Here is a 21777-nt window from a genome sequence, read left to right as displayed (position 1 = left end):
GCATAACCGGCGGAGTCTTCCGTGATTGCGGCGCAGGCGAGGACGAGCGAAGCGGCGGCGAACCGACCAGCATGGCCCCTTGGGCCGCATGCTGGAATAGCGTTCTACCGTCTGCTGACCGGCTGCGACCCGGCAGAAGCCGATATCCGCGCCGACGATGATTTCGACCGTCACGTGCTGGCCTCGATCCTGGCCGCAGCGGTGATGGATGGCGGCCCTCTCGCCGAACGTGTGGGGCTGTCGGAGCAGGACCTCAACGACCTGCTTGCCCGCAATTTCCCCTCCGCCATGGTCCGCGCGTTCGCATGGTTGCCAAGATCCGCTTCCGGGAGCGAGGACGAGACCATCATGGTGCGTGATCTCCTGCTGGCGCAGCGTTCGACCGCAGGCGATGTCGGGCACTGGCTCGCGGCCATGGTCGCGCGGCGCGCGATCGAGCCGAACCACCTCTGGGAAGATCTCGGGTTGCGTGAGCGCTCCGAGCTGTCGCGCCTGCTGGCGCGCCATTTTGCCCCGCTGGCACAGCGAAACACGGCGAACATGCGCTGGAAGCGTTTCTTCTACCGCATGCTGTGTGAGGACGACGGCTTCGTCATGTGCACGACACCCGTCTGCACGGAGTGTAACGATTTCGATCTCTGTTTCGGCGAGGAGAGCGGCGAGAGCCGGATGGCGGAGCGTCGGCGCGAAATCTTGCGCGGCGACGGCGAACGGGGCGATGCCGCCCGACCCGCGTGAGGTGATCATGTACGCTTATCCCGGAGCTCTCTCGGTCGACGTGATGGATGCAGGGGCGCCCGCGCAGTTCCAGGAGGAAGAATGCCCGCTGTCGCAGCGGTTGCGCGGCGCGGGCCTGCGGCCGACGCGCCAGCGCATCTTGCTGGGGGAGCTGCTGTACGGTCGAGGCGATCGGCATGTCACGGCGGAGATGCTCTTTGCCGAAGCAGCCGAAGCCAACATCCAGTTGTCGCTGGCGACCGTCTACAACACGCTGAACCAGTTCACCCAGGCCGGCCTGCTGCGCCGGATCGGACTGGATGGCTCGCGCTCGTTCTTCGATACCAACACGACGGTGCATCCGCATTTCTACCTTCACGGCGAGGATGTCCTGATCGACGTGCCCGAGACGCTCGTCCTCGCGCAGGTGCCCGAGCCTTTGCCGGGCCATGAAATCTCGCGGCTCGACATCATCATTCACATCCGTCGCAAGGCCTCCGACATCTGACACCCCTGTCTGCCCCTGTCGCATTTGCGACAAACCGGGTGGTGCCGAGAAGCCCATCAATTTCAGGTGTTTGACGGTGGTTCTGACACTGGCACGAGGGTTGCTGAACTCCTGATCGGAATGAATGATTGGAGGACGCGGATGGCGTTTCCCGGCCCAACGACCCGATCGGACGGAGTTCAGCACCGGCCCGTCGTTCTCAACGACACCACCTTGCGCGACGGCGAACAGGCGCCGGGCGTCGCCTTCACCACCGCGGAGAAACTCTCGATCGCCCGCGCGCTGGCCTCTGCCGGCGTCACCGAGATCGAAGCCGGCACGCCTGCCATGGGCCATGACGAGGTGAGTGCGATCCGCGCCATCGTGGAAGCCGGCTTGTCGGCGACCGCGATCGGCTGGTGCCGCATGCGCACGGCCGACGTCGACGCGGCGATCGAGGCCGGCGTGTCCATGGTGAACGTCTCGATCCCGGCCTCCGACGTGCAGATCGCCGCCAAGCTTAGTGGCGGACGACCGGCGGCGCTGGAGCAGGTGAGCCGGGTGGTCGGCTATGCCCGCGACAGAGACCTCGACGTTGCGGTCGGCGGCGAGGATTCCTCGCGCGCCGATGTGGATTTCCTGGCCGAGCTGATCGCGACCGCGAAGGCAGCAGGCGCCCGGCGCTTCCGTATCGCGGACACCTTGAGCGTGCTCGATCCCGACGCCTCTTTCGCGTTGCTGGCGGCGCTCCGCGCGACGACCGACCTCGAGCTCGAATTCCACGGCCATGACGATCTCGGCCTTGCGACGGCCAACACGCTGGCCGCGATCAAGGCCGGTGCGACGCACGCCTCGGTCACCGTGATCGGCCTCGGCGAGCGGGCGGGCAATGCACCGCTGGAGGAGGTCGCCGTGGCGCTCAAGCAGCTCTACGGCTGCGAGACCGGCATTGTTCTCCCAGAGCTGGAGAAGGTTGCATCCGTCGTCGCGGCCGCGGCCGCACGCGCCATTCCGCTCAACAAGGCGATCGTCGGTGAGCACGTCTTTACCCACGAATCCGGCATTCACGTCGACGGTCTGTTGAAGGATCAGCGCACCTATCAGGCGCTGGACCCGCGGCTGCTCGGCCGCTCGAACCGCATCGTGATCGGCAAGCATTCCGGGCTTGCGGCGATCACGGCGCTGCTCGCCGAGCTGAAGCTGTCCGTCAGCGCCGAGGAAGCCAGATCCGTTCTCGCCCGCGTCCGCCGGCATGCCGTCGAGCACAAGGGTGCGGTTGCCCACGAGACGGTGAGGGCGATCTGGCGCGAGGTGCGCGAGCGCTCGCTTCTCAATTGCGCGTGAGGGTCCCATGGCATGCGTCGTCGATGTTCCGCTCGCCGAACCGTCTCCACCGGAAGCGGTGAAGCCATCTCTGCTCAAGTTGATCCGTGAGGACATCGGCTGCGTGCGCCAGCGCGATCCCGCCGCGCGCGGCCAGGTCGAGACGCTCCTGACTTATCCCGGCATTCATGCCGTGATCTGGTACCGGCTCGCGAACCGGCTGTGGACGTCGGGCTGGCGCTTTCCCGCCCGGCTTCTGTCCTGGTTCGGTCGCTTCGCCAGCAATGTCGACATTCATCCCGGTGCGCGCATCGGCCGGCGCTTCTTCATCGATCATGGCGCCTGTGTCGTCATCGGCGAGACCGCCGAGATCGGCGACGACGTCACGCTCTATCACGGCGTCACCCTGGGCGGCACGTCTTGGTCTCCCGGCAAGCGCCATCCGACGCTGGAGGACCGCGTCGTAGTGGGAGCGGGCGCGAAGATCCTCGGGCCGATTACGGTCGGCGCCGGCTCGCGCGTCGGCGCCAATTCGGTGGTGATCGACAGCACGCCGCCCGACGTCACCGTGGTCGGCATTCCCGCGCGCGTCGTACGCCCGCAACTCAGCCATCGCCGCGTCGTCGGCCGGATCGATCTCGACCATCATCTGATGCCGGATCCGGTCGGCGACGCCATTGCCGTATTGCTCGACCGCGTCGAGTTCCTGGAAGCGCGGCTGAGCCACATGCAGAGGCGCGCCAGGGACACTGGCGCATCCACCTCGCAGAGCCAGATGGAGACCGACAATGGCTGATGGAATTCTCGCACAGCTCAACAAGGCCTCGGCAGCCGAGGAGTTCTTCACGCTGCTCGGCGTCGACTACGATCCCAAGATCGTCAACGTGGCGCGGCTGCATATTCTCCGGCGCATGGGCCAGTACCTTGCCGGGGAGGATTTCTCCGGCGTTGCGGACGAGGTCGTGGCGGAGCGGTGCAAGACCGTGCTGGAGCGGGCCTATGCGGACTTCGTCGCGTCCTCGCCGATCGACCAGCGGGTCTTCAAGGTCCTGAAGGACGCCGTCGCGCCGCAGCCGAAGCAGGCGCCGGCGTTGGTGCAGATCGGTGTGCTGAAGTGACCCCGCGCCCTGTCGTATTTGCGACGCGTGTCGCAGCGGCGTTGTCGGCTCCCGGCCGGAAGCGGATGCAAGCGATACCGTCGCGCCTTCAAGTCGTTGCGCCACCGCCTGATTTTCGTCGTTCGCGGAGTTGGTACGACACTTGCTGTTCTTCCTCTGAACGAGGTTTCTGAAGACGAGTCCCGGAGGCGCACATGCACATCGTCGTCTGCATCAAGCAGGTCCCCGATTCCGCGCAGATTCGCGTGCATCCCGTGACCAACACCATCATGCGCCAGGGCGTGCCGACCATCATCAATCCCTATGATCTGTTCGCGCTGGAAGCGGCCCTGGAGCTGCGCGATCAGTTCGGCGGCGAGGTCACGGTGTTGACCATGGGGCCCCCTTCGGCGGAAGACAGCCTTCGCAAGGCGCTGACCTTCGGCGCCGACCGCGCCGTGCTGCTGACCGACCGCTTCTTTGCCGGTGCCGATACGCTGGCCACCACCTATGCGCTCGCAACCGCGATCCGCAATATCTCGACCGAATTCGGCGCCCCGGATATCGTCTTTACGGGTAAGCAGACCATCGACGGCGACACCGCACAGGTCGGGCCCGGCATCGCCAAGCGGCTCGGCCTGTTGCAGCTCACCTATGTCGCCAGGATCAGCGCGCTGGACCTGCAGGCCCGCACCATCGATGCGGAGCGCCGCTCCGAAGGCGGCGTGCAGATGCTGCGCACCAGGCTGCCCTGCCTCGTCACCATGCTGGAGGCGACCAACCAGATCCGCCGCGGCGCGATGGCCGATGCCCTGCGCGCCGCACGTGCGCCGATCGTGAAGTGGAGCGCGCAGGAAGCCGGAGTCGAGGACATCTCGAAATGCGGCCTGCGCGGCTCGCCCACCATCGTCAAGCGGGTGTTCGCCCCGGCCGCGCGCAGCGAGAAGGCTGCGCTGATCGAGGTCGGCGAGCAGCCGGCGGAGGCGCTGATCGACGCCATCTTCAAGCGCCAGCCGGCGCTCGAGACCGAGCTCGCGGCGCTGGCGCGCGGCTATTGAGGCGAGGGGGAACGAGCACATGAGCACTGCACCAAAAACCGCCGCACCCGCTGCAGGCCGCGCTGCGACCAAGAAGGAGCTGCCCGAGCACTTCAAGGCCTACAAGCACGTCTGGGTCTTCATCGAGCAGGAGCGTGGCCAGGTTCACCCGGTCTCCTGGGAGCTGATGGGTGCCGGTCGCAAGCTCGCCGACAAGCTCAAGGTCGATCTCGCCGCGGTCGTGATCGGGCCGGAAGGCGAGGCGACGCAGAGCGCCGCCGCGGAGTCCTTCTGCTACGGCGCCGATCTCGTCTACGTGGTCGCCGACGATCTGCTCGCCGACTACCGCAACGAGTCCTATACCAAGGCGCTGACCGACGTCGTCAACACCTACAAGCCCGAGATCCTGCTGCTTGGCGCCACCACGCTCGGCCGCGACCTTGCAGGTTCGGTGGCAACGACGCTGCTTACTGGGCTGACGGCGGACTGCACCGAGCTCGACGTCGATGCCGACGGCTCGCTCGCCGCGACGCGGCCGACCTTCGGCGGGTCGCTGCTCTGCACGATCTACACGCTGAACTACCGGCCGCAGATGGCGACCGTGCGGCCGCGCGTGATGCCGATGCCGGAGCGCCTTACGCGTCCGGTCGGCCGCATCGTCAGCCATCCGCTCGGCCTCGTCGAGGACGACATCGTGACCAAGGTCCTGTCGTTCCTGCCCGATCGCGACTCCGCAAAGTCCAATCTCGCCTATGCCGACGTCGTCGTCGCCGGCGGCCTGGGGCTCGGATCGCCGGAGAATTTCCAGCTGGTGCGCCAGCTCGCCACGGTGATCGGCGCCGAATACGGCTGCTCGCGGCCGCTGGTGCAGAAAGGCTGGGTCACCTCCGACCGGCAGATCGGCCAGACCGGCAAGACCATCCGGCCAAAGCTCTATATCGCAGCCGGCATCTCCGGTGCGATCCAGCATCGCGTCGGCGTCGAGGGCGCCGACCTCATCGTCGCCATCAACACCGATCGGAATGCGCCGATCTTCGATTTTGCCCATATGGGCATCGTCACCGACGCCATCCGGTTGCTTCCGGCTCTGACCGCGGCTTTTCAGGCCCGGCTGTCGCCGCATTCACGCGACCGGATCGCGAGCTAGAAAGGAGAGGCGCCATGATCGAGGAGAAGTTCGATGCGATCGTCGTCGGGGCCGGCATGGCCGGCAATGCGGCGGCGCTCACGCTGGCCCAGCGCGGCCTCAAGGTGCTTCAACTGGAGCGCGGCGAGTATTCCGGTTCGAAGAACGTGCAAGGCGCGATCCTCTATGCCGACATGTTGGAGAAGCTGATCCCGGATTTCCGCGAGGACGCGCCGCTGGAGCGGCATCTGGTCGAGCAGCGGTTCTGGATGATGGACGACCGCTCGCACACCGGTCTGCATTATCGCTCCGATGATTTCAACGAGGAGCGACCGAACCGCTACACCATCATCCGCGCCCAGTTCGACAGATGGTTCTCCCAGAAGGTCCGCGAAGCCGGCGCTACGGTGCTGTGTGAGACCACCGTGACTGAACTGGCGCAGGACGCCTATGGCAAGGTGATCGGCGTGCGCACCGACCGCGCCGATGGCGAGATCCACGCCGACGTCGTGGTGCTGGCGGAAGGAGTCAACGGCCTGCTCGGCACCCGCGCCGGCCTGCGCAAACGGCCGACGGCGGACAAGGTCGCGCTGGCCGTGAAGGAGATGCATTTTCTGCCGCGCGAGACCATCGAAGCCCGCTTCAACCTCCGGGGTGACGAGGGCATGGTGATCGAGGCCGCCGGCACCATCTCGCGCGGCATGACCGGCATGGGCTTCATCTACGCCAACAAGGAGTGCATCTCGCTCGGCATCGGCTGCCTCGTTGCGGACTTCCAGCGCACCGGAGAGACGCCGTACGGCCTGCTCGACCGCTTCAAGCGCCATCCCTCTGTGGCGCCGCTGATCGAGGGATCCGAGGTGAAGGAATATGCCGCGCACCTCATTCCCGAAGGCGGCTTCAAGGCCATCCCGCAGCTCTATGGCGAGGGCTGGGTCGTGGTCGGCGACGCCGCCCAGCTCAACAACGCCATCCACCGCGAGGGCTCGAACCTCGCGATGACCTCGGGCCGGATCGCGGCGGAAGCGATCTTCCAGGTCAAGTCGCGCAAGGATCCGATGACGGCGGAGAACCTGTCGCTCTACAAGAAGATGCTGGACGAGTCCTTCGTCATCAAGGATCTCAAGAAGTACAAGGACATGCCGGCGCTGATGCACACTCAGTCGCAGAACTTCTTCCTGACCTATCCCGAGCTCGTCTCCAAGGCGATGCAGAACTTCCTGCGCGTCGACGGCACACCGAAGGTCGAGAAGGAGAAGACGACCTTCAAATCGTTCATCAAGGCGCGGTCGTGGAGCGGACTGTTCGGCGATGCCTTCCGCCTCGCACGCGCCTGGCGGTGATTTCAAAGGAAGCGCAACACTGGCGATGGAGACTTAAGGCCATGTCGATCGAACCATCCGTGCGTGTCGAGGACAAGCTATTCTACAACCGATATCTGGTCGATGCCGGACGAGCCCACATCAAGGTGAGGCCCCACACCACCCCGTCCCCGGAGCTGCTCAGCATGCTCAAGGCCTGCCCGGCGCGTTGCTACGAGCTCAACGACAAGGGCCAGGTCGAGATCACCGTCGACGGCTGCATCGAATGCGGGACTTGCCGCGTGATCTGCGAGGGAAGCGGCGACATCGAGTGGAGCTATCCGCGCGGTGGCTACGGCGTGCTGTTCAAGTTCGGCTAATCGATGAAGCTCAGCGCGCGCAACGTTCTGCCCGGACGGGTGATCGCGGTCACCAAGGGCATGACGACGGCCCATGTGAAGATCGAGCTCGCGCCGGGGCTGGTGGTATTCTCCGCGATCACCAACGAGGCGGTGGACGATCTCGCGTTGCAAGTCGGCGATGCCGTCTCGGCCGTGATCAAGTCATCCGACGTGATGATCGGCAAGTAGCGCCGCAGGCGCCTCGGCGGGCGCGCGCGCGGCGCGGGCCCGCTTCATCCGTGCCGACAGCTCCTGCCACCAGCCCTCGATCGCCCCGCGCTCGCATAAGAGCGTGGTGCCGATCCCGCCGGTAAAATCATTCCAGGCGTCCAGGCATTTCTCCGGCACCGCCGTGAGCACGGGGATGCCGGCGGCGATGGCGGCGGCCAGCTCGTCGCGCAGACCGCCGCCGGCGGCCTCCTGCTTGGAGAATTTGTTGATCACGACGAGATCGACATCGGCCGCGATCGCATGCGCGACGGCAACGGCCGCTTCGGCCAAGCCCGCGGCGTCGAGCTTGCAGGCCATGGCGCCCGAGCCGAGCGGTTGGCAGATCGAGATCTCCGCGCTGGTCATGAGGTCGATCGCCGCCATGCCGATCTGGCAGCCCGCGCCGTCCTTGACGTTGCGCTGGACCACGCCGCCGATCCGCTCGCCCGATCGCGCGAGGTTCTGGGCGAAGTCGGCGAGCAGGCCGTCGACGTCGTCCTGGGGACGGTAGAGGATCGCGGCGACGCGGTTCGGGTCGATGTCGTGGAAGTCGATCGGCATGGAAGTCATCCTCATCGGGTTTCCTACGCTCTTCCGTCGTCGCGAGCAATCTCCAAGCCGGTCGCGGCTCCCGGCCAGCGGTATCGGGTGGAGGCTGTGCAGCGGGCCGGAGCCGACGACGCGGCCTTGCTCCATCAGCACCAGATGATCAGCGAAGCGCTCGATCTCGCTCATGTCGTGGCTGATATAGAGCACCGGAAGCGACAGACGGTCGTGCAGCCGCTCGAGGAACGGCAATATCTCGTCCTTGGTGGTGCGGTCGAGCGCAGCCAGCGGCTCGTCCATCAGAAGGAGCTTGGGCTGGGACAGCAGCGCACGGCCGATCGCGACGCGCTGCCGCTCGCCGCCGGAGAGGCGGCGGGGCGAGCGGTCGAGCAGCGCGGCAAGGCCGAGCAGCTCCACGACCTCGTCGAACGCGATCTGCGCACGGGACGTCTTCGGCGCACCGAACAGCAGATTGCCGCGTACGGGCAGATGCGGGAACAGGCTGGTTTCCTGGAAGACGTAGCCGATCGGCCGCCGGTGCACGGGCCGGAAAGACGAGCTGTCCTGCCAGATGTCGCCGTCCACGGCGCAAAAGCCCTCGGCCATGCGTTGCAGGCCGGCGATACAGCGTGCGACACTGGTCTTGCCGCAACCCGAAGGACCGAAGATTGCGGTGACGCCGGTCGCGGGGAGGCTGAGCTCGACGTCGAGCGTGAAATTGCCGAGACTTCCGCGAAAGGCTGCGTTGATGCGGCCGGATTCGGGCTTTCTCATGCCGCAGCCCTCGCGGCGCGCTTGTCGACGAGCGTCATGGTGAGGATCACAGCGAAGGCGAAGATCACCATGAGGCCCGCGAGCATGCTCGCCTCGCGCCAGCGCGAGGTCTCGACATAGTCGAAAAGCGCGACTGACAGCACCTTGGTATGCCCGGGAATGTTGCCGCCGATCATCAGCACGAGGCCGAACTCGCCGACGGTGTGGGCGAAGCCGAGCACCGCGCCGGTCAGGAAGCCCGGCCGTGCCAGCGGCACGGCGACGGTCCAGAACGTGCGCAGGGGTGATGCGCGCAAGGTCGCGGCGACCTCGAGCGGCCGCTCGCCCATCGCGGCGAAGGCGTTGCGGATCGGCTGCACCACGAACGGCATCGAATACACCACCGAGCCGATGACCAGGCCTTCGAACGTGAAGGCGAGCGTGCGCCCGCCCCACAGGCTTGCGATCCACCCGCCCGGGCCGTCGGGGCCGAGCAGCACCAGCAGATAGAAGCCGAGCACGGTCGGCGGCAGCACCAGCGGCAGCGCAACGACGCTCGCGATGATTTCGGTCCACCAGCCCTTGGCGCGCGCCAGCCACCAGGCCAGCGGCGTCGCCAGCACCAGCAGGATCGCGGTCGAGATCGCGGCCAGCTCGACCGTCAGCAGAATCGACTGGCCAATCTCCGCCGACCAAATCTCCATGCGCGTCAGCTCTGGCCGTCCAGCACGTAGCCGTACTTCTCGATGATGGCGCGCGCCTCCGGTCCCCTGAGGAAGCCGATGAACGCACGCGCAGCCTCGTTGCCGGCGCCGGTCTTCAGCAGCACCGCGTCCTGCCGGATCGGATTATAGAGCGTCTGCGGCACCACCCAGCGTGAACCGGCTTCGCTGCCGCTCAGTTGCGAGAGCGCCACGAACCCGACCTCGGCATTGCCCGTCTCGACGAACTGATAGGCCTGGGTGATGGTCGCACCCTCGACCAGCTTCGGCTTCAGCGTATCGTAGAGGCCCAATGACTGCATCGTTTCCACGGCGGCGAGACCGTAAGGCGCAGCGGCCGGATTGCAGATCGAGAGCTTTCCAAACGTCGCGGCCTTCAACGTCTCCTCGCCGGTCACGGCCCCGCGCGACTTGCTCCACAGCACGAGCTTGCCGATCGCGTAGGTGAAACGGCTGTCTGCCACCGCAAGGCCATCCTCGACGAGCTTCTTCGGCCGTGACTCGTCAGCGGACAGGAACACCTGGAACGGCGCGCCCTGCGTGATCTGGGTGTAGAACTGCCCGCTCGCTCCGAAGCTCAACACCGCTTCGTGTCCGGTCTTCTGCTTAAAGACGAAGGCGATCTTCTTGGCGGCATCGGTGAAGTTGGCGGCCACGGCGACGTTGGTCTGCGCGGCCTGTGCCTCGGCGCATGCGAGCAAGAGTCCTGCGACGATGGCGATCGAGCGAAGCAGCTTCATGATGAACTCCAGCGGACGGCATTGCTTCCACGCAGCCCGATTGCTGCGATGCGCCGCCTGGAAGGCTCCCAGCAATCGGCATGCCGAATGAGCGGCCGAAGTCTGGTGTGCGCCTTGCAGGAATAGGTCGGGAGCGGGGGCTTCCCGCCTTTAACCGGCGGCGGGACTGATGATCCGTGTCGGATCTCCGACAATGCCGTCGGCAAGCCGACACCACTGAAGGGGCGCACGACATGGCAATTGTTGCATCGCGCGCCGAGCTCGAACGCCTGCTGGAGGACGACGTCCCGTACGGCGATCTCACCACGGAGGCGCTTGGGATCGGCGGAGCCGACGGAGTCATGCAGTTTGCCGCGCGCACGCCGATGGTTCTGGCGCTCGCCGAGGATGCGGCCGAGATCATCACGCTCGCCGGCTGCGAGGTGGAGCTGTTCGCCGTATCCGGTGCAGCGCTGGAGCAGGGCGCCCCGATCCTTCAGGCGCGGGGTCCGGCCGCGGGCCTGTTGCGGAGCTGGAAGGTGGCGCAGACCTTAATCGAGATCTGGTCGGGTGTGGCGAGCGAAACCCGCGCCATCGTCGATGCGGCGCGGGCGGTGGCGCCTCACATCCCCGTCGCCTGCACGCGCAAGAACGTGCCGGGCACCAAGCGCTTTGCGGTGGCGGCCGTGAAGGCGGGCGGTGCCGTGATGCACCGGCTCGGCCTGTCGGAAACCGTGCTGGTGTTCCCCGAGCATCGCGCATTCCTCGGCGAACTGCCGCTGTTTCAGGCGGTCGAGCGCCTGCGACGGGCCGCGCCGGAGAAGAAGCTCGTGATCGAGGTGAAGACCGCCGATGCCGCACTTGCCGCGGCAGTCGCCGGTTTCGACGTGATTCAGGCCGAGAAGTTCTCGCCGGCCGAGATCTCTGCCTTGGTCAAGCGCATCGCATCGATGGCCTATACGCGCGCTCGTCCGATCATCGCCGCCGCCGGCGGCGTCAACGCGGCAAATGCCGCGGCCTATGCGCAGGCCGGCGCCGATATCCTGGTCACCTCCGCGCCCTATCTCGCAAAGCCCAGGGACGTGCAGGTGCAGATTGCGGCAGCCGACGACGGCAGGCGCCGTGCGCGGCTCAGTCAAAGAGGGGATGCAGCGGTTGCGTTGCCGACTTAGCAGGAACCGCCTCTCTCCGAGTCGCCATCGCTATTTGGACAGGCTCCTGGTTTCGGGTTGGCCTCCTCCGAGGAGCAGAACGAGCCCGGCAGTGACAATCGCGATGCCGATCCACTCGATGGTTGTTGGAATCTCGCCAAGTATCGGAATCGCCAACAGCGTCGCACTTGCCGGTACCGCCGCAGCCAGACCGGCCGAGGGCGTAGGCCCGAGACTCCTCACGGAAATTGAGAACAGGATGACCGCCAGGAAACCGGGGCCTAAGCCCTGGAAAGCGGCCTGAAGCATGATCGTCGGCCATGGCGCATCCTGCATGGTGGAAGGGAGAAAGAAAAACCAGACCGGCAGGAAAAGTAGCGCGTTCGGCACGCTGACCAGGACAAGCGCCTGGCGCGCCTCGACCTGCCAGTGCTTCACGCCCACGAAGTATATCGAAAGCACAGCTGACGCCGCGAGGAAGAACCCGATGGCCGATGCCACGTTGTTGCCGCCGGCACGCATGCCCGGAATGGCAACGAGCACTGCGCCCACGAGCAGGATGAAAACTGCGACGAGTTGCTGCCAGGACGGCACGCGCCGCGCGAAAAGCAATCCCAGCAGAATGGTGAAGATCGGTAGCGAGCCGTTGGCGAACGCTCCCCCATACGCTGCCGAGGCCCCCTTCAACCCGAAGTACATCAAGATGCTGTACACCGCGCCGGGGCCGAAAATCGACATCGACAGAATTGCGCGCAGCGGCAGGTGACGCGGCCACCAGGCCTTGGCGAACGGAAGAACCAGGGCGCCGGTGACCATGAATCGAAGCGCCGTCAAATCGAAGGGCGTCAGGCCGGATTGCATGCCGGCCCTGGAGAAGACGAGAAAGCCGGACCAGATACAGAATACGCCGGCTGCGCTCAGGAGTGCGAGAATCCGCTCGTTCGATGGGGTTGCTAGAGACAAGCCGGTGTCCGATTGCTTGAGATATCTGAGCGCACTCAATACACCTGCGAACTCCAGATGCTCTCCGCGACATGGTCCTCCATGGTGAGCGATCCCCAGGAGTTTTTCCAGCCGAGAGTTCCGCAGGCCGCTGGGATCGGATCGCTGGGGGGACGGCCACGCTGTACGATGACGGAAGCAACGCCCAGGAACACTTCCGGCGACGCTCCGTTAGCGCAGCAACCGTCCGGAGTTGTCCATGACCGATTATCCAAAGCCGCCTTATCCTGCGCAGCAGCAACCGATGCCCGGCTCGACGCGGGCGATGCAACCCCGGCCGGATCACGGTGAGGAGAGTTACAAGGGCGCCGGGCGTCTTGCGGGAAAGAAGGCCGTCATCACGGGCGGAGACAGCGGTATCGGCCGCGCGGTCGCGATCGCCTATGCGCGTGAAGGCGCCGATATCGTCATATCCTATCTGAACGAGGACGAGGATGCCGCGGAGGTGAAGGCGCTGGTGGAGCGGGAGGGACGTAAAGTGGTCCTCATCTCCGGCGATATCAGCAATCCCGAGCATTGCCGCGCCATCGTGCGTCGCACCGTCGAGGAACTCGGCGGCATCGACATCCTCGTTAACAACGCCGCTCATCAGGCCACCTTCGAGGACATCGCTGAGATCAGCGACGAGGAGTGGCAGCGCACGTTCGAGACCAACATCCACGCCATGTTCTATCTGGCCAAGGCCGCCGTCCCCCACATGCCGCCGGGAGCGGCGATCATCAACACGGCGTCGGTGAATTCGGACATGCCGAACCCTACGCTGCTGGCTTACGCCACGACCAAGGGGGCGATCCAGAATTTCACGGGCGGGCTCGCCCAGATGCTGGCCGCGAAGGGCATCCGGGTCAACGCGGTGGCCCCTGGGCCGATCTGGACGCCGCTGATCCCTTCGACGATGTCGGAGGAAAGGGTCAAGAACTTCGGCAAGCAGGTCCCGATGCAGCGCGCCGGCCAGCCGGCGGAGCTCGCAACCGCTTATGTCATGCTGGCCGATCCGCTCTCGAGCTACACTTCCGGGGCGACGCTGGCCGTCACCGGTGGCAAGCCGTTCATCTGATCGTGTGTGCAAGGACGATGGCGACGCTCGACGTCGCCATCGTCCTGATCAGTAGTGGTCAGTCCGCCTCGATCACGCGGCGTTCGACGCCTTGGCGTTGACGCCCTTGCGAAGCGCCACCGTGTTCAGCTTGGTGTTGGCCGCCTTCTCTTCGTTCAGATTGGTCGTGAGGAAGCGCACGATGTCGTCATGGCCGAGCTCTTCGGCCCAAGCGATCAGCGTCCCGTAACGGCACATTTCGTAGTGCTCAACCGCCTGCGCGTTGGCGACGATCGCGGCGTCCAGCACCGCCTTGTCCTCGATCTCCCCGGCGGTCTCGTCAGCTTCCTTGATCAGGCCGTCGATGGCCGGGCAATTGGTGCCGCTCGGCTCCTTGCCGAGCTTCGCGAACACCTTCTCGAGGCGCTCGACCTGCTTGTTGGTCTCCTCCAAATGCGCCTTCAGCCCGGTGACGAGATCCTTGTTGGTCGCCTTCTCGATCATCTTCGGCAGCGCCTTCAGGATCTGCTGCTCCGCGTAGTAGATGTCCTGCAGCCCGTGCAGCAGCAGGTCTTCCATCGTTTTGATGTCCTTGGTGAAGAAACCCATAAAAGACGCCTCCTTTTCACAATGATGGCAGTGGAACGCCGTGCGGCTGCGGCTGTTCCATTCCCATGTGGAGATCAGGAGAGCCGAATGAGCGATGGAGTGGAGCATCTTGCGGGCCTGCTTGGACGCGCCGCGATGGACGTGTGGGGTGACATGCCCCGCGACATTCAGGAAGCGCTGTTCGAGACCGCGATGAAGGGCCGCGAAACGGAACGTGAGGAGCTTGCGCGGCTGCTGCACGATCGGCACCCGCGCACGCTGCATCCGGTTCGCCCGGGATGACACAGGCGGGCAGGAACGATCGTGCGGGCTCCTGATTGGTGAATTGGGTGGCGTGCCGCACAGGCTTCAATGAGAGCCGCGGGAGGCGCATCGCCGAGCGCTGTTCAACTATGTGAGCGTGACAGATATGAACATCGGAAGATGGTACGATCCGATTTCGGAGCGGTGGATCGTGCCGCGCCCGGCGCACACCGTCGGGTATGATCGGTCGATCCCGGAGAAGGGGCTGGAGACCCGCAAAAGAGAAGAGCAGCAGCGGATCTGGAATCTTCTGGTCGATTGCTGCGCACGCGGGTGATGTTCGAGCCTTGCCGGACGTCCGCGAAGTCGGCTGTATCCAGCGGCCCTCAGGCTGGTTTACGCGGAGCAGGCAAGCGTTTCCCTCAACGCTGATCTCGACGACGGCCGGAGCGGATCGGTATATTACCACCCTCGATGACCTGCGCCGGAACAAGGATCAGATGATGGACGATACGATTGGCTTCCCCGACGGGGGTCTCGACCTGTCGGACGGCTTCAAGCCGCACACGTCGCATTGGGGCGTCTTTTCCGCGCGCCAGGGCGCGGCCGGCCTCGAGGTCAGGGCCTATGCGGGCGACCCCAATCCGAACGGCATCATCGACAATTTCCCGGGCGCCCTCCGCCACCAGGCCCGCATCGCCCAGCCGGCGGTCCGCCGCGGCTGGCTCGAGCGCGGGCCGGGCCCCGACAATCGCCGTGGCCGCGACGAGTTCGTCCCGGTCAGCTGGGAGAAGGCCCTTGATCTGCTCGGCGACGAGCTTGGCCGCATCCGCGACACGCGCGGCCCCGGCGCCGTGTTCGGCGGCTCCTATGGCTGGTCCAGCGCCGGGCGCTTTCATCACGCCCAGAGCCAGGTGCATCGCTTCCTCAACATCGCGATGGGCGGCTATGTGCGCTCCGTCAACTCCTATTCCTCGGGCGCGTCCTCGGTGCTGCTGCCGCAAATCCTGGCCGGCTACGAGGACATCACCAGGCGCAACGTCACCTGGGAACAGATCGCGGCCGAGACGGACATCGTGCTGGCGTTCGGCGGCATGGCGCTGAAGAACTCCATGGTGGCCGGCGGCTCGATCAGCAAGCATGTCGAGCGCGGCGCCATGGCAGCTGCGCGCGGCCGCGGCTGCGAGTTCGTCCTGGTCAGTCCGCTGCGCGACGATCTCCCGGTGGAGGCCGGCGCCGAATGGATGACCTGTATCCCCGGGACCGATACGGCGCTGATGCTCGGCATCGTGCACACGCTGGTCAGCGAGAACCTGTACGATCAGGCCTTTCTCGATCGCTACACCGAAGGCTGGCCGGTCTTCCTGCGCTATCTCACCGGCGAGAGCGACGGCCAAGCCAAGCACGCCGAATGGGCCAGCGCGATCTGTGGTGTCGAGGCGGATACGATCCGCAAGCTGGCGCGGCGCCTTGCGGGAAAGCGCGCGCTCGTCACCGTCTCCCATTCGCTGCAGCGCGCCGAGCATGGCGAGCAGCCGGTGTGGATGGGCATGGTGCTGGCGGCAGCCCTCGGCCAGATCGGCCTTCCCGGCGGCGGCTACGCCTATTCGCTGGGTGCAATCGGCTATTATGGCCGGCGCGTCAACGACGTGCCCGGGCCGACGCTCGGGCAGGGCCGCAACGGTGTTGCGGATTTCATCCCGGTGGCGCGCATCGCCGACATGCTGCTCAATCCCGGCAGCACCTATCGCTATAACGGCGAGACGCGCACCTATCCGGACATCCGTCTCGTCTACTGGGCCGGCGGCAACCCGTTCCACCATCACCAGGACATCAACCGCCTGCGCAAGGCCTTCGCACAAGTCGACACCTTCGTCGTGCACGAGCTGGCCTGGACCGCGACGGCGCGCCATGCCGATATCGTGCTGCCCGCGACGATGACGCTGGAGCGCGAGGACATCGGCTATTCCACCAACGATCCGCTGATGGTCGCCATGCACCGCATTGCCGAGCCGTTCGGGCTCGCGCGCGACGACTACGACATCTTCACCGATCTCGCCGAACGCCTTGGAGCGCGCGAACCGTTCACCGAGGGGCGCACGTCGCGGCAATGGCTGGAACATCTTTATGAGCCGACCCGCGCCTCGCTGGCCAAGCGCGGCCTTGAGGCGCCGAGCTTCGAAGAATTCTGGGCGCGCGGCAGCCTCGTTGTGCCGCAGCAACCCGACGACGGCGGCCGGCTGCGCCGCTTCCGCGAGGATCCGGTCAATCACGCGCTGCCGACGCCCAGCGGGAGAATCGAGATCTTCTCCGCCAAGATCGCCGCCCATGGTGATGCCGACTGTCCAGGCCATCCGGTCTGGCTCGACAAGACCGACACGCCGAGGCCCGGCGCGCCGTGCTTCCTCGTCGCCAACCAGCCAGCGACGCGCCTGCACAGCCAGCTCGATTTCGGCGGGCATTCGCTGGCCGGAAAGCATCGCGGCCGCGAGGTCGCGCGCATGAACCCGGCCGATGCACAGGCGCGCGGCATCAGGGACGGCGACATCATCCGCCTGTTCAACGCGCGCGGCGCCTGCCTCGCCGCGGTCCACGTCACCGACGGCATCGCACCCGGCGTCGTCCAGCTTCCGACCGGTGCCTGGTACGATCCGATGGATCCGGAAGAGGAGGCGCCGCTCTGCGTCCACGGCAATCCGAACGTGCTCACCCGCGACATCGGCACTTCTTCGCTGGCGCAGGGCTGCACCGGCCAGCTGACGACCGTGCAGGTGGAGAAGTTCAGCGGCAATCTGCCGCCGATCCGGGCGTTCGATCCGGCGTAGGGCGCTGGCCGGGGTTGCTCGTCTGCGGGCAGGCGGTCACGTCTATGCCGCCTTCCCGCGATACCCAGCGCTTGTGCTGAAATCAGAAAGGGAGAACTGACATGATCCGCAAGGCAACGGCAGTCTGGAAGGGCACCGGCCGCGACGGGGCTGGTCATCTGACCAGCGAATCCGGCGTGCTGGCGCAAACGCCCTATTCCTTCAAGACCCGCTTCGAGAGCGAGAAGGGCACCAATCCCGAGGAATTGATCGCGGCAGCCCATGCGGGTTGCTTCACGATGGCGCTGGCCTTCGGCCTCCAGATGGCCGGTTTCACGCCGGAGGAACTTTCGACGGAAGCGGCGGTGACGCTCGAGCCCGAGGGCAAGGGTTTCAAGATCAGCAAGTCCGCGCTGACCTTGCGTGCAAAGGTGCCTGGTCTCGACGAGGCCGGCTTTGCCAAGCTCGCCGGCGAAGCCGAGAAGAACTGTCCGGTATCGAAGGTGCTGAACGCCGCGATCACGCTCGACGCCAAGCTGGGCTAGAAGCGGGCGCCTGCCCGGGTCCATCCGGCTCGGGAGCCGGGTGGACGCGCCTGCCAGGCTTTCAGCGCGGCCGCCGAACGCCTATATGTTGCGGCAGCTGCAGAACGATCAATTGGGAGCACATCACATGACGACGGAACGCGCAGTTTTGGCCGGTGGCTGCTTCTGGGGCATGCAGGATCTCATCCGCAAGCAGCCGGGCGTGATCTCCACCCGCGTCGGCTACACCGGAGGCCACGTCAAGAACGCCACCTACCGCAATCACGAAGGCCACGCCGAAGCGATCGAGATCATGTTCGATCCGGCGAGGACCAGCTTCCGCAACATGCTGGAGTTCTTCTTCCAGATCCATGACCCCACCACGCTCAACCGCCAAGGCAATGATATCGGCACGAGCTATCGCTCCGCAATTTTCTACACGAGCGAGGAGCAGAAGCGGGTCGCCGAAGACACCATTGCCGACGTCGAGGCCTCCGGCCTGTGGCCCGGCAAGGTCGTGACCGAGGTCGCGCCCGCGCGCGAGTTCTGGGAGGCCGAGCCGGAGCATCAGGATTATCTCGAACGCTATCCCAGCGGTTACACCTGCCACTTCATCCGGTCCGGCTGGAAGCTGCCGCGCCGCGCGGCTGCGGTGGGCGGCTAGCTCGAGGGAGCCTGTCCTGCGCCGGTCGTGACGATCGGCGCCGATAGCGTGACGAGCCCCATCAGTGCCGCCAGCAGCCAGAACGCCAAGGGCAGGCCGCCAATCTGCGCGATGAAGCCGACGCCGGCCGGGCCGATGAGGACGCCGGCATAGCCTGCGGTCGTGACGGCCGCGACCGCGAGGCCGGCAGGCATCACCGTTTGCCGCGCCGCCCGCCTGAACAGCACCGGCACGAGGTTCGACGCGCCGAGCCCGATCAGCAGGAACCCGCCAATGGCAACCGCTGCAACGGGCGCCGTGAGCAGGGCCACAAAGCCCGCAATGGCGATCAGGCTGCCGCCGAGCAGCGTCGCGCGGTCGCCGATGCGCGCAACGACCGCGTCGCCGCCGAGCCGTCCCACCGTCATGGCGATCGAGAACACGATGTAGCCGGTTCCGCCTTGCGCCTCGGTGACGAGCCCCGCGCCGATGAGGAGCAGCGCGCTCCAATCGAGCATCGCGCCTTCGACCAGGAAGGTGATGGCGCCAAGCAGCGCGAGCAGCAGCACCGATCCATGCGGCAGCACGAACAACGGGCCCTCCTGCACCTGCACCGCGCGAAGCAGGCGCGGCGAGGCTATGAGCATCGCGATCAGCATCAGGACGGCGCAGATCAGCGTGCAGGCGAGTGCGCTGAGCTGCAGCGAGAGCAGCGCCGTCATCAGCGCGGATCCGGCGAAGCCGCCGATGCTGAACAGGGCGTGGAAGCCGGACATCAGCGGACGCCCGGCGGCGCGCTCCACTTCCACGGCGTGGATGTTCATGGCGACGTCGATGGAGCCGAGCGCGGCGCCGAAGACGAACAGCGCCAGCGCCAGCGTCGTGGGCGATCCTGCCACCGCCAGCAGCGGCAGCACCAGCGTCAGACCGAGCCCGCCCGCAATGATGATCGGCCTGCTGCCGTGGCGCGCGCTGAGCACGCCGGTCAGCAGCATCGCGAGGACGGAGCCGATGCCGAGGCTGAGCAGCAGCAGCCCGAGAACGCCGTCGTCGACCGCGAGCCGCGCCTTCGCGAACGGCACCAGCGGCGCCCAGCACGCGATGCCGAAGCCCGCGACGAAGAAGGCAAGTCGGGTCGCAAGGCGCGTCGCAGGCCGGTCGGCAGAAGACATGAGGACTCCGGGGGAGCAAAGGCGGGCGACCGACAAGCCCGACGATTGTCGCGACTTTATGTCTTCGGCGGGCTCGAGATGTCGCGAGGTGAACTCGCGAGCTGCAAGCGAACGCGCAGGCCCTTGGGCGCGTTGTCGAGCAGTTCGAGCGTTCCGCCATGCGCGGTCACGATCGCCTGCGCGATCGAAAGGCCGAGACCAAATCCGGCCGTCTCGTCCATGGTTCGGGCGTCCTCTCCGCGCACGAACGGTTCCAGCATCGCTGCCTTCCTTTCGTCGGGAATACCGGGCCCGTCGTCGGAGACGTCGATGAGGAGCCGGTCCTCGATCGTCGACAGCGCGACCTCGATCTGGGTTCCGAAACGTGTTGCGTTCTCGACGAGGTTGGTGACCGCGCGGATCACCTCGTCGGGCCGCAGGACGAAGGCGGCCCGGTCCGGGCCGGAATAGGTCACGGCAAATCCGGAATCCGAAAACTGCTCGCAAACCATTTGGAGCAGCGCGGCGACGTCCACCAGCGTCGGCTTCACCGGGCTTTCGCTGCGCAGCAGCGAGAGCACCGACTCCAGCATCGACTGCATCTGATCGAGGTCGCGTACGGTCTGGGTGCGCTGTGCCGGATCCTCGATGTATTCCGAGCGTAGCCGCAGGCGCGTGATCGGGGTGCGCAGGTCATGGCTGATGGCGGCCAGCATTCGAGTTCTATCGTTCATCAGCGCGGTAACGCGTTCGCGCATCCGGTTGAGCGCTCTCGCCGCGGATCTGATCTCCTCCGGGCCGTTTTCAGGCAACGGCTCGGACGAGCGATTCAAGCTGAAGTCCTCCGCCGCGCGCGCGAAGGCCGACAGGGGCGAACTGAGCGCGCGGCCGGCCCAGAGACCGAGCAGCGTCACGCTCGCCACCAGGAACAGGAGCGTGCTCGTCCAGAGGCCGCTCACGAAGTCAGGCATCCTGAATGTCCCGATCGTCGCCTCGAGCACGTCGTCGTTTGCCAGATAGAACCAGAGGCGATTGTCTTCCGGTGTGGAGCCGCGGATGAGATCGACTGGGCCTTCGATAGTCGAGGGAGTGGGCAAGCGCGTCCGCTCCGGCAACGGAGCGGTGGAGGCGGAAACATCCTTTCTCAACTGCAGCTTCAGCGACGGAAAGGTCCGGCTGGCATTTTCGAGAACGACACCTCGCTCTCCCTGCGGCGTATTGACGATGATCCTCGCAACCAGCTCGAACTGCTTCAAGGGGCTGTCCGTCAGAACGTTCGGCCGGTTGAGCAGAAAGTATCCGGCAATCAGCAAATGGATCAGGATCAGTGATCCCAGGATCAAGGCCGCGATCTGGCCGCTGATACGCCTGAAGCTGAACAGCGCGACGATGTCGGCGGCGCGCCTCATGCTTCCTCCACCACCGGCGTGAAGATGTAGCCGCCGGTGCGGACCGTCTTGATCACGGACGTTTCCTCGTTGCGGTCGATCTTGCGGCGCACCCGGCTGACCAGCACGTCGATGCTGCGGCCAAAATTGGCGCCGGGACGCCCGCGTGTCATGCTCAGCAGATTGTCACGGGTGAGGATGCGGCCGGCCCGTTCGCAGAAGGCTTGCAACAGATCGAACTCGGCGCTGGTCAGCGGCACCTGAGCGCCCTCGGGGTCGCGCAATTCCCGCAAGCGGAGATCGATGATCCAGCCCTGGAATTTGAGGCGCGTCGCCGTGGCACCGGCGGCAAGTCCGCTGGCCTGGCGGCGCAGCACGGCGTTGATCCTGGCGAGAAGCTCGCGCGGGTTGAACGGCTTCGGCAGATAGTCGTCAGCCCCCATCTCGAGGCCGAGAATCCGGTCGAGATCTTCGCCCTTCGCGGTGAGGATAATGATCGGCGTCATGGATTCCATGCGCACGCGCCGGCAGAGACTGAGGCCGTCCTCGCCCGGCAGCATCAGGTCGAGCACGATGAGGTCGATGCGGTTCTGCGACAGATGCCGGTCCATCTCCCGGCCGTTGGTGGCCGCGTGCACCGCGAAGGAATGTTCGTGCAGATAGCGCACGATGAGGTCGCTGGTCTGCCGGTCGTCCTCGACGATCAGGATAGTGGGGGTGCCGTTGGTCATGGTTGAGATCGCATCGGGAGCGTCGATCGTTGGTCGATTTGAGGACGTTTGTCTCG

The 21777-nt window shown here is 65.8% G+C and carries 24 protein-coding genes and 1 pseudogene; 16 read left to right on the top strand and 9 right to left on the bottom strand.

The features are described from left to right. Nucleotides 1–21 precede the first annotated feature (21 nt). From AC3WLX_RS13370 to AC3WLX_RS13325, 10 genes are all read left to right on the top strand, one after another. Nucleotides 22–738, top strand: coding sequence for a nitrogen fixation protein NifQ (locus AC3WLX_RS13370; protein WP_291622015.1), 717 nt, complete (start codon nt 22–24; stop codon nt 736–738). Nucleotides 739–781: 43 nt separating this feature from the next. Further along, nucleotides 782–1225 (top strand): Fur family transcriptional regulator Irr, encoded by a 444-nt coding sequence (gene irr / locus AC3WLX_RS13365; protein ID WP_492337281.1) that lies wholly within the window; start codon nt 782–784, stop codon nt 1223–1225. A gap of 141 nt (nt 1226–1366) precedes the next feature. Further along, entirely contained in the window at nt 1367–2548 is a 1182-nt protein-coding gene (gene nifV / locus AC3WLX_RS13360; RefSeq protein WP_492336283.1) for a homocitrate synthase, read from the top strand. A gap of 7 nt (nt 2549–2555) precedes the next feature. Further along, nucleotides 2556–3323 (top strand): serine O-acetyltransferase, encoded by a 768-nt coding sequence (gene cysE / locus AC3WLX_RS13355; RefSeq protein WP_492336282.1) that lies wholly within the window; start codon nt 2556–2558, stop codon nt 3321–3323. After that, on the top strand, nt 3316–3645 hold the full coding sequence (gene nifW, locus AC3WLX_RS13350) for a nitrogenase stabilizing/protective protein NifW (RefSeq protein WP_492336281.1): 330 nt from the start codon (nt 3316–3318) through the stop codon (nt 3643–3645). Before cysE ends, nifW begins: the two co-directional genes overlap by 8 nt. Before the next feature lie 194 nt (nt 3646–3839). Next, entirely contained in the window at nt 3840–4682 is an 843-nt protein-coding gene (locus AC3WLX_RS13345; RefSeq protein ID WP_492336280.1) for an electron transfer flavoprotein subunit beta/FixA family protein, read from the top strand. 19 nt (nt 4683–4701) lie between these two features. Continuing rightward, complete coding sequence (locus tag AC3WLX_RS13340; RefSeq protein WP_492336279.1) at nt 4702–5808, top strand: electron transfer flavoprotein subunit alpha/FixB family protein; 1107 nt, start codon at nt 4702–4704, stop codon at nt 5806–5808. Nucleotides 5809–5822: 14 nt separating this feature from the next. Beyond that, nucleotides 5823–7130, top strand: a complete 1308-nt coding sequence (locus AC3WLX_RS13335; protein WP_291628263.1) for an FAD-dependent oxidoreductase — start codon at nt 5823–5825, stop codon at nt 7128–7130. 41 nt (nt 7131–7171) lie between these two features. Then, nucleotides 7172–7468: a ferredoxin family protein gene (locus AC3WLX_RS13330; RefSeq protein WP_025037776.1), complete on the top strand. Its 297-nt coding sequence runs from the start codon at nt 7172–7174 to the stop codon at nt 7466–7468. Between the two features lie 3 nt (nt 7469–7471). Next, nucleotides 7472–7678 carry a TOBE domain-containing protein gene (locus tag AC3WLX_RS13325; protein ID WP_291628260.1) on the top strand — a complete coding sequence of 69 codons (207 nt, stop codon included), beginning with the start codon at nt 7472–7474 and terminating at the stop codon, nt 7676–7678. Here the strand turns inward: AC3WLX_RS13325 and AC3WLX_RS13320 are convergent. The 4 genes and pseudogenes from AC3WLX_RS13320 to modA all read right to left on the bottom strand — a co-directional run bounded on the left by AC3WLX_RS13320 (nt 7652) and on the right by modA (nt 10460). Continuing rightward, complete coding sequence (locus AC3WLX_RS13320) at nt 7652–8260, bottom strand: DUF2478 domain-containing protein (RefSeq protein ID WP_492337280.1); 609 nt, start codon at nt 8258–8260, stop codon at nt 7652–7654. The genes AC3WLX_RS13325 and AC3WLX_RS13320 overlap by 27 nt on opposite strands. Nucleotides 8261–8320: 60 nt before the next feature. Then, nucleotides 8321–9019, bottom strand: a pseudogene (modC, locus tag AC3WLX_RS13315) (molybdenum ABC transporter ATP-binding protein); the annotation flags it as partial. Next, nucleotides 9016–9702, bottom strand: a complete 687-nt coding sequence (gene modB / locus AC3WLX_RS13310; protein ID WP_492336278.1) for a molybdate ABC transporter permease subunit — start codon at nt 9700–9702, stop codon at nt 9016–9018. The gene modB and the pseudogene modC, both read right to left, overlap by 4 nt. A 5-nt stretch (nt 9703–9707) precedes the next feature. After that, nucleotides 9708–10460, bottom strand: a complete 753-nt coding sequence (modA, locus tag AC3WLX_RS13305; RefSeq protein WP_492336277.1) for a molybdate ABC transporter substrate-binding protein — start codon at nt 10458–10460, stop codon at nt 9708–9710. A 233-nt stretch (nt 10461–10693) separates the two neighbouring features. Here modA and modD point away from each other — a divergent pair, with 233 nt between their 5' ends. Then, nucleotides 10694–11611 (top strand): ModD protein, encoded by a 918-nt coding sequence (gene modD / locus AC3WLX_RS13300; protein ID WP_291627859.1) that lies wholly within the window; start codon nt 10694–10696, stop codon nt 11609–11611. A gap of 30 nt (nt 11612–11641) precedes the next feature. Here the strand turns inward: modD and AC3WLX_RS13295 are convergent, their stop codons facing one another. Further along, a complete protein-coding gene (locus tag AC3WLX_RS13295; protein WP_492336276.1) occupies nt 11642–12592 on the bottom strand; it encodes a DMT family transporter in 951 nt (316 codons plus the stop codon). Nucleotides 12593–12791: 199 nt separating this feature from the next. Here AC3WLX_RS13295 and AC3WLX_RS13290 point away from each other — a divergent pair, with 199 nt between their 5' ends. Continuing rightward, complete coding sequence (locus AC3WLX_RS13290; protein WP_492336275.1) at nt 12792–13649, top strand: SDR family oxidoreductase; 858 nt, start codon at nt 12792–12794, stop codon at nt 13647–13649. A gap of 72 nt (nt 13650–13721) precedes the next feature. Here the strand turns inward: AC3WLX_RS13290 and AC3WLX_RS13285 are convergent, their stop codons facing one another. Continuing rightward, on the bottom strand, nt 13722–14237 hold the full coding sequence (locus AC3WLX_RS13285; RefSeq protein ID WP_291627854.1) for a YciE/YciF ferroxidase family protein: 516 nt from the start codon (nt 14235–14237) through the stop codon (nt 13722–13724). A gap of 87 nt (nt 14238–14324) precedes the next feature. Between AC3WLX_RS13285 and AC3WLX_RS13280 the strand changes: the two genes are divergently transcribed. The 4 genes from AC3WLX_RS13280 to msrA all read left to right on the top strand — a co-directional run bounded on the left by AC3WLX_RS13280 (nt 14325) and on the right by msrA (nt 18472). Beyond that, nucleotides 14325–14519 (top strand): hypothetical protein, encoded by a 195-nt coding sequence (locus tag AC3WLX_RS13280; protein ID WP_492336274.1) that lies wholly within the window; start codon nt 14325–14327, stop codon nt 14517–14519. Nucleotides 14520–14983: 464 nt separating this feature from the next. Further along, nucleotides 14984–17305 (top strand): molybdopterin guanine dinucleotide-containing S/N-oxide reductase, encoded by a 2322-nt coding sequence (locus tag AC3WLX_RS13275; protein WP_492336273.1) that lies wholly within the window; start codon nt 14984–14986, stop codon nt 17303–17305. A gap of 101 nt (nt 17306–17406) precedes the next feature. After that, on the top strand, nt 17407–17829 hold the full coding sequence (locus AC3WLX_RS13270) for an OsmC family protein (RefSeq protein WP_492336272.1): 423 nt from the start codon (nt 17407–17409) through the stop codon (nt 17827–17829). Between the two features lie 127 nt (nt 17830–17956). Then, nucleotides 17957–18472 (top strand): peptide-methionine (S)-S-oxide reductase MsrA, encoded by a 516-nt coding sequence (gene msrA / locus AC3WLX_RS13265; protein ID WP_492336271.1) that lies wholly within the window; start codon nt 17957–17959, stop codon nt 18470–18472. On the opposite strand, the gene AC3WLX_RS13260 is transcribed toward msrA, so the two are convergent. The 3 genes from AC3WLX_RS13260 to AC3WLX_RS13250 are packed head-to-tail and all read right to left on the bottom strand — an operon-like array spanning nt 18469 to nt 21721. Beyond that, complete coding sequence (locus AC3WLX_RS13260) at nt 18469–19623, bottom strand: MFS transporter (protein WP_492336270.1); 1155 nt, start codon at nt 19621–19623, stop codon at nt 18469–18471. The two genes, msrA and AC3WLX_RS13260, sit on opposite strands and share 4 nt — an antisense overlap. A 56-nt stretch (nt 19624–19679) precedes the next feature. Continuing rightward, nucleotides 19680–21011, bottom strand: a complete 1332-nt coding sequence (locus AC3WLX_RS13255; RefSeq protein ID WP_492336269.1) for an ATP-binding protein — start codon at nt 21009–21011, stop codon at nt 19680–19682. Then, nucleotides 21008–21721, bottom strand: coding sequence for a response regulator (locus tag AC3WLX_RS13250; RefSeq protein ID WP_492336268.1), 714 nt, complete (start codon nt 21719–21721; stop codon nt 21008–21010). The genes AC3WLX_RS13255 and AC3WLX_RS13250 overlap by 4 nt, the downstream gene beginning before the upstream one ends. Nucleotides 21722–21777: the final 56 nt, after the last annotated feature.

Source organism: Bradyrhizobium sp. FW305-F6 (assembly GCF_058782905.1).
This window is presented reverse-complemented; position numbering and strand designations above follow the sequence as displayed.

What these genes read in the sequence shown, in the direction of transcription:
- irr (WP_492337281.1), top strand. Translation starts at nt 782, where the DNA reads ATGGATGCAGGGGCGCCCGCGCAGTTCCAGGAGGAAGAATGCCCGCTG.
- nifV (WP_492336283.1), top strand. Translation starts at nt 1,367, where the DNA reads ATGGCGTTTCCCGGCCCAACGACCCGATCGGACGGAGTTCAGCACCGG.
- cysE (WP_492336282.1), top strand. Translation starts at nt 2,556, where the DNA reads ATGGCATGCGTCGTCGATGTTCCGCTCGCCGAACCGTCTCCACCGGAA.
- nifW (WP_492336281.1), top strand. Translation starts at nt 3,316, where the DNA reads ATGGCTGATGGAATTCTCGCACAGCTCAACAAGGCCTCGGCAGCCGAG.
- AC3WLX_RS13345 (WP_492336280.1), top strand. Translation starts at nt 3,840, where the DNA reads ATGCACATCGTCGTCTGCATCAAGCAGGTCCCCGATTCCGCGCAGATT.
- AC3WLX_RS13340 (WP_492336279.1), top strand. Translation starts at nt 4,702, where the DNA reads ATGAGCACTGCACCAAAAACCGCCGCACCCGCTGCAGGCCGCGCTGCG.
- AC3WLX_RS13335 (WP_291628263.1), top strand. Translation starts at nt 5,823, where the DNA reads ATGATCGAGGAGAAGTTCGATGCGATCGTCGTCGGGGCCGGCATGGCC.
- AC3WLX_RS13330 (WP_025037776.1), top strand. Translation starts at nt 7,172, where the DNA reads ATGTCGATCGAACCATCCGTGCGTGTCGAGGACAAGCTATTCTACAAC.
- AC3WLX_RS13325 (WP_291628260.1), top strand. Translation starts at nt 7,472, where the DNA reads ATGAAGCTCAGCGCGCGCAACGTTCTGCCCGGACGGGTGATCGCGGTC.
- AC3WLX_RS13320 (WP_492337280.1), bottom strand. Translation starts at nt 8,260, where the DNA reads ATGCCGATCGACTTCCACGACATCGACCCGAACCGCGTCGCCGCGATC.
- modB (WP_492336278.1), bottom strand. Translation starts at nt 9,702, where the DNA reads ATGGAGATTTGGTCGGCGGAGATTGGCCAGTCGATTCTGCTGACGGTC.
- modA (WP_492336277.1), bottom strand. Translation starts at nt 10,460, where the DNA reads ATGAAGCTGCTTCGCTCGATCGCCATCGTCGCAGGACTCTTGCTCGCA.
- modD (WP_291627859.1), top strand. Translation starts at nt 10,694, where the DNA reads ATGGCAATTGTTGCATCGCGCGCCGAGCTCGAACGCCTGCTGGAGGAC.
- AC3WLX_RS13290 (WP_492336275.1), top strand. Translation starts at nt 12,792, where the DNA reads ATGACCGATTATCCAAAGCCGCCTTATCCTGCGCAGCAGCAACCGATG.
- AC3WLX_RS13285 (WP_291627854.1), bottom strand. Translation starts at nt 14,237, where the DNA reads ATGGGTTTCTTCACCAAGGACATCAAAACGATGGAAGACCTGCTGCTG.
- AC3WLX_RS13280 (WP_492336274.1), top strand. Translation starts at nt 14,325, where the DNA reads ATGAGCGATGGAGTGGAGCATCTTGCGGGCCTGCTTGGACGCGCCGCG.
- AC3WLX_RS13275 (WP_492336273.1), top strand. Translation starts at nt 14,984, where the DNA reads ATGGACGATACGATTGGCTTCCCCGACGGGGGTCTCGACCTGTCGGAC.
- AC3WLX_RS13270 (WP_492336272.1), top strand. Translation starts at nt 17,407, where the DNA reads ATGATCCGCAAGGCAACGGCAGTCTGGAAGGGCACCGGCCGCGACGGG.
- msrA (WP_492336271.1), top strand. Translation starts at nt 17,957, where the DNA reads ATGACGACGGAACGCGCAGTTTTGGCCGGTGGCTGCTTCTGGGGCATG.
- AC3WLX_RS13260 (WP_492336270.1), bottom strand. Translation starts at nt 19,623, where the DNA reads ATGTCTTCTGCCGACCGGCCTGCGACGCGCCTTGCGACCCGACTTGCC.
- AC3WLX_RS13255 (WP_492336269.1), bottom strand. Translation starts at nt 21,011, where the DNA reads ATGAGGCGCGCCGCCGACATCGTCGCGCTGTTCAGCTTCAGGCGTATC.
- AC3WLX_RS13250 (WP_492336268.1), bottom strand. Translation starts at nt 21,721, where the DNA reads ATGACCAACGGCACCCCCACTATCCTGATCGTCGAGGACGACCGGCAG.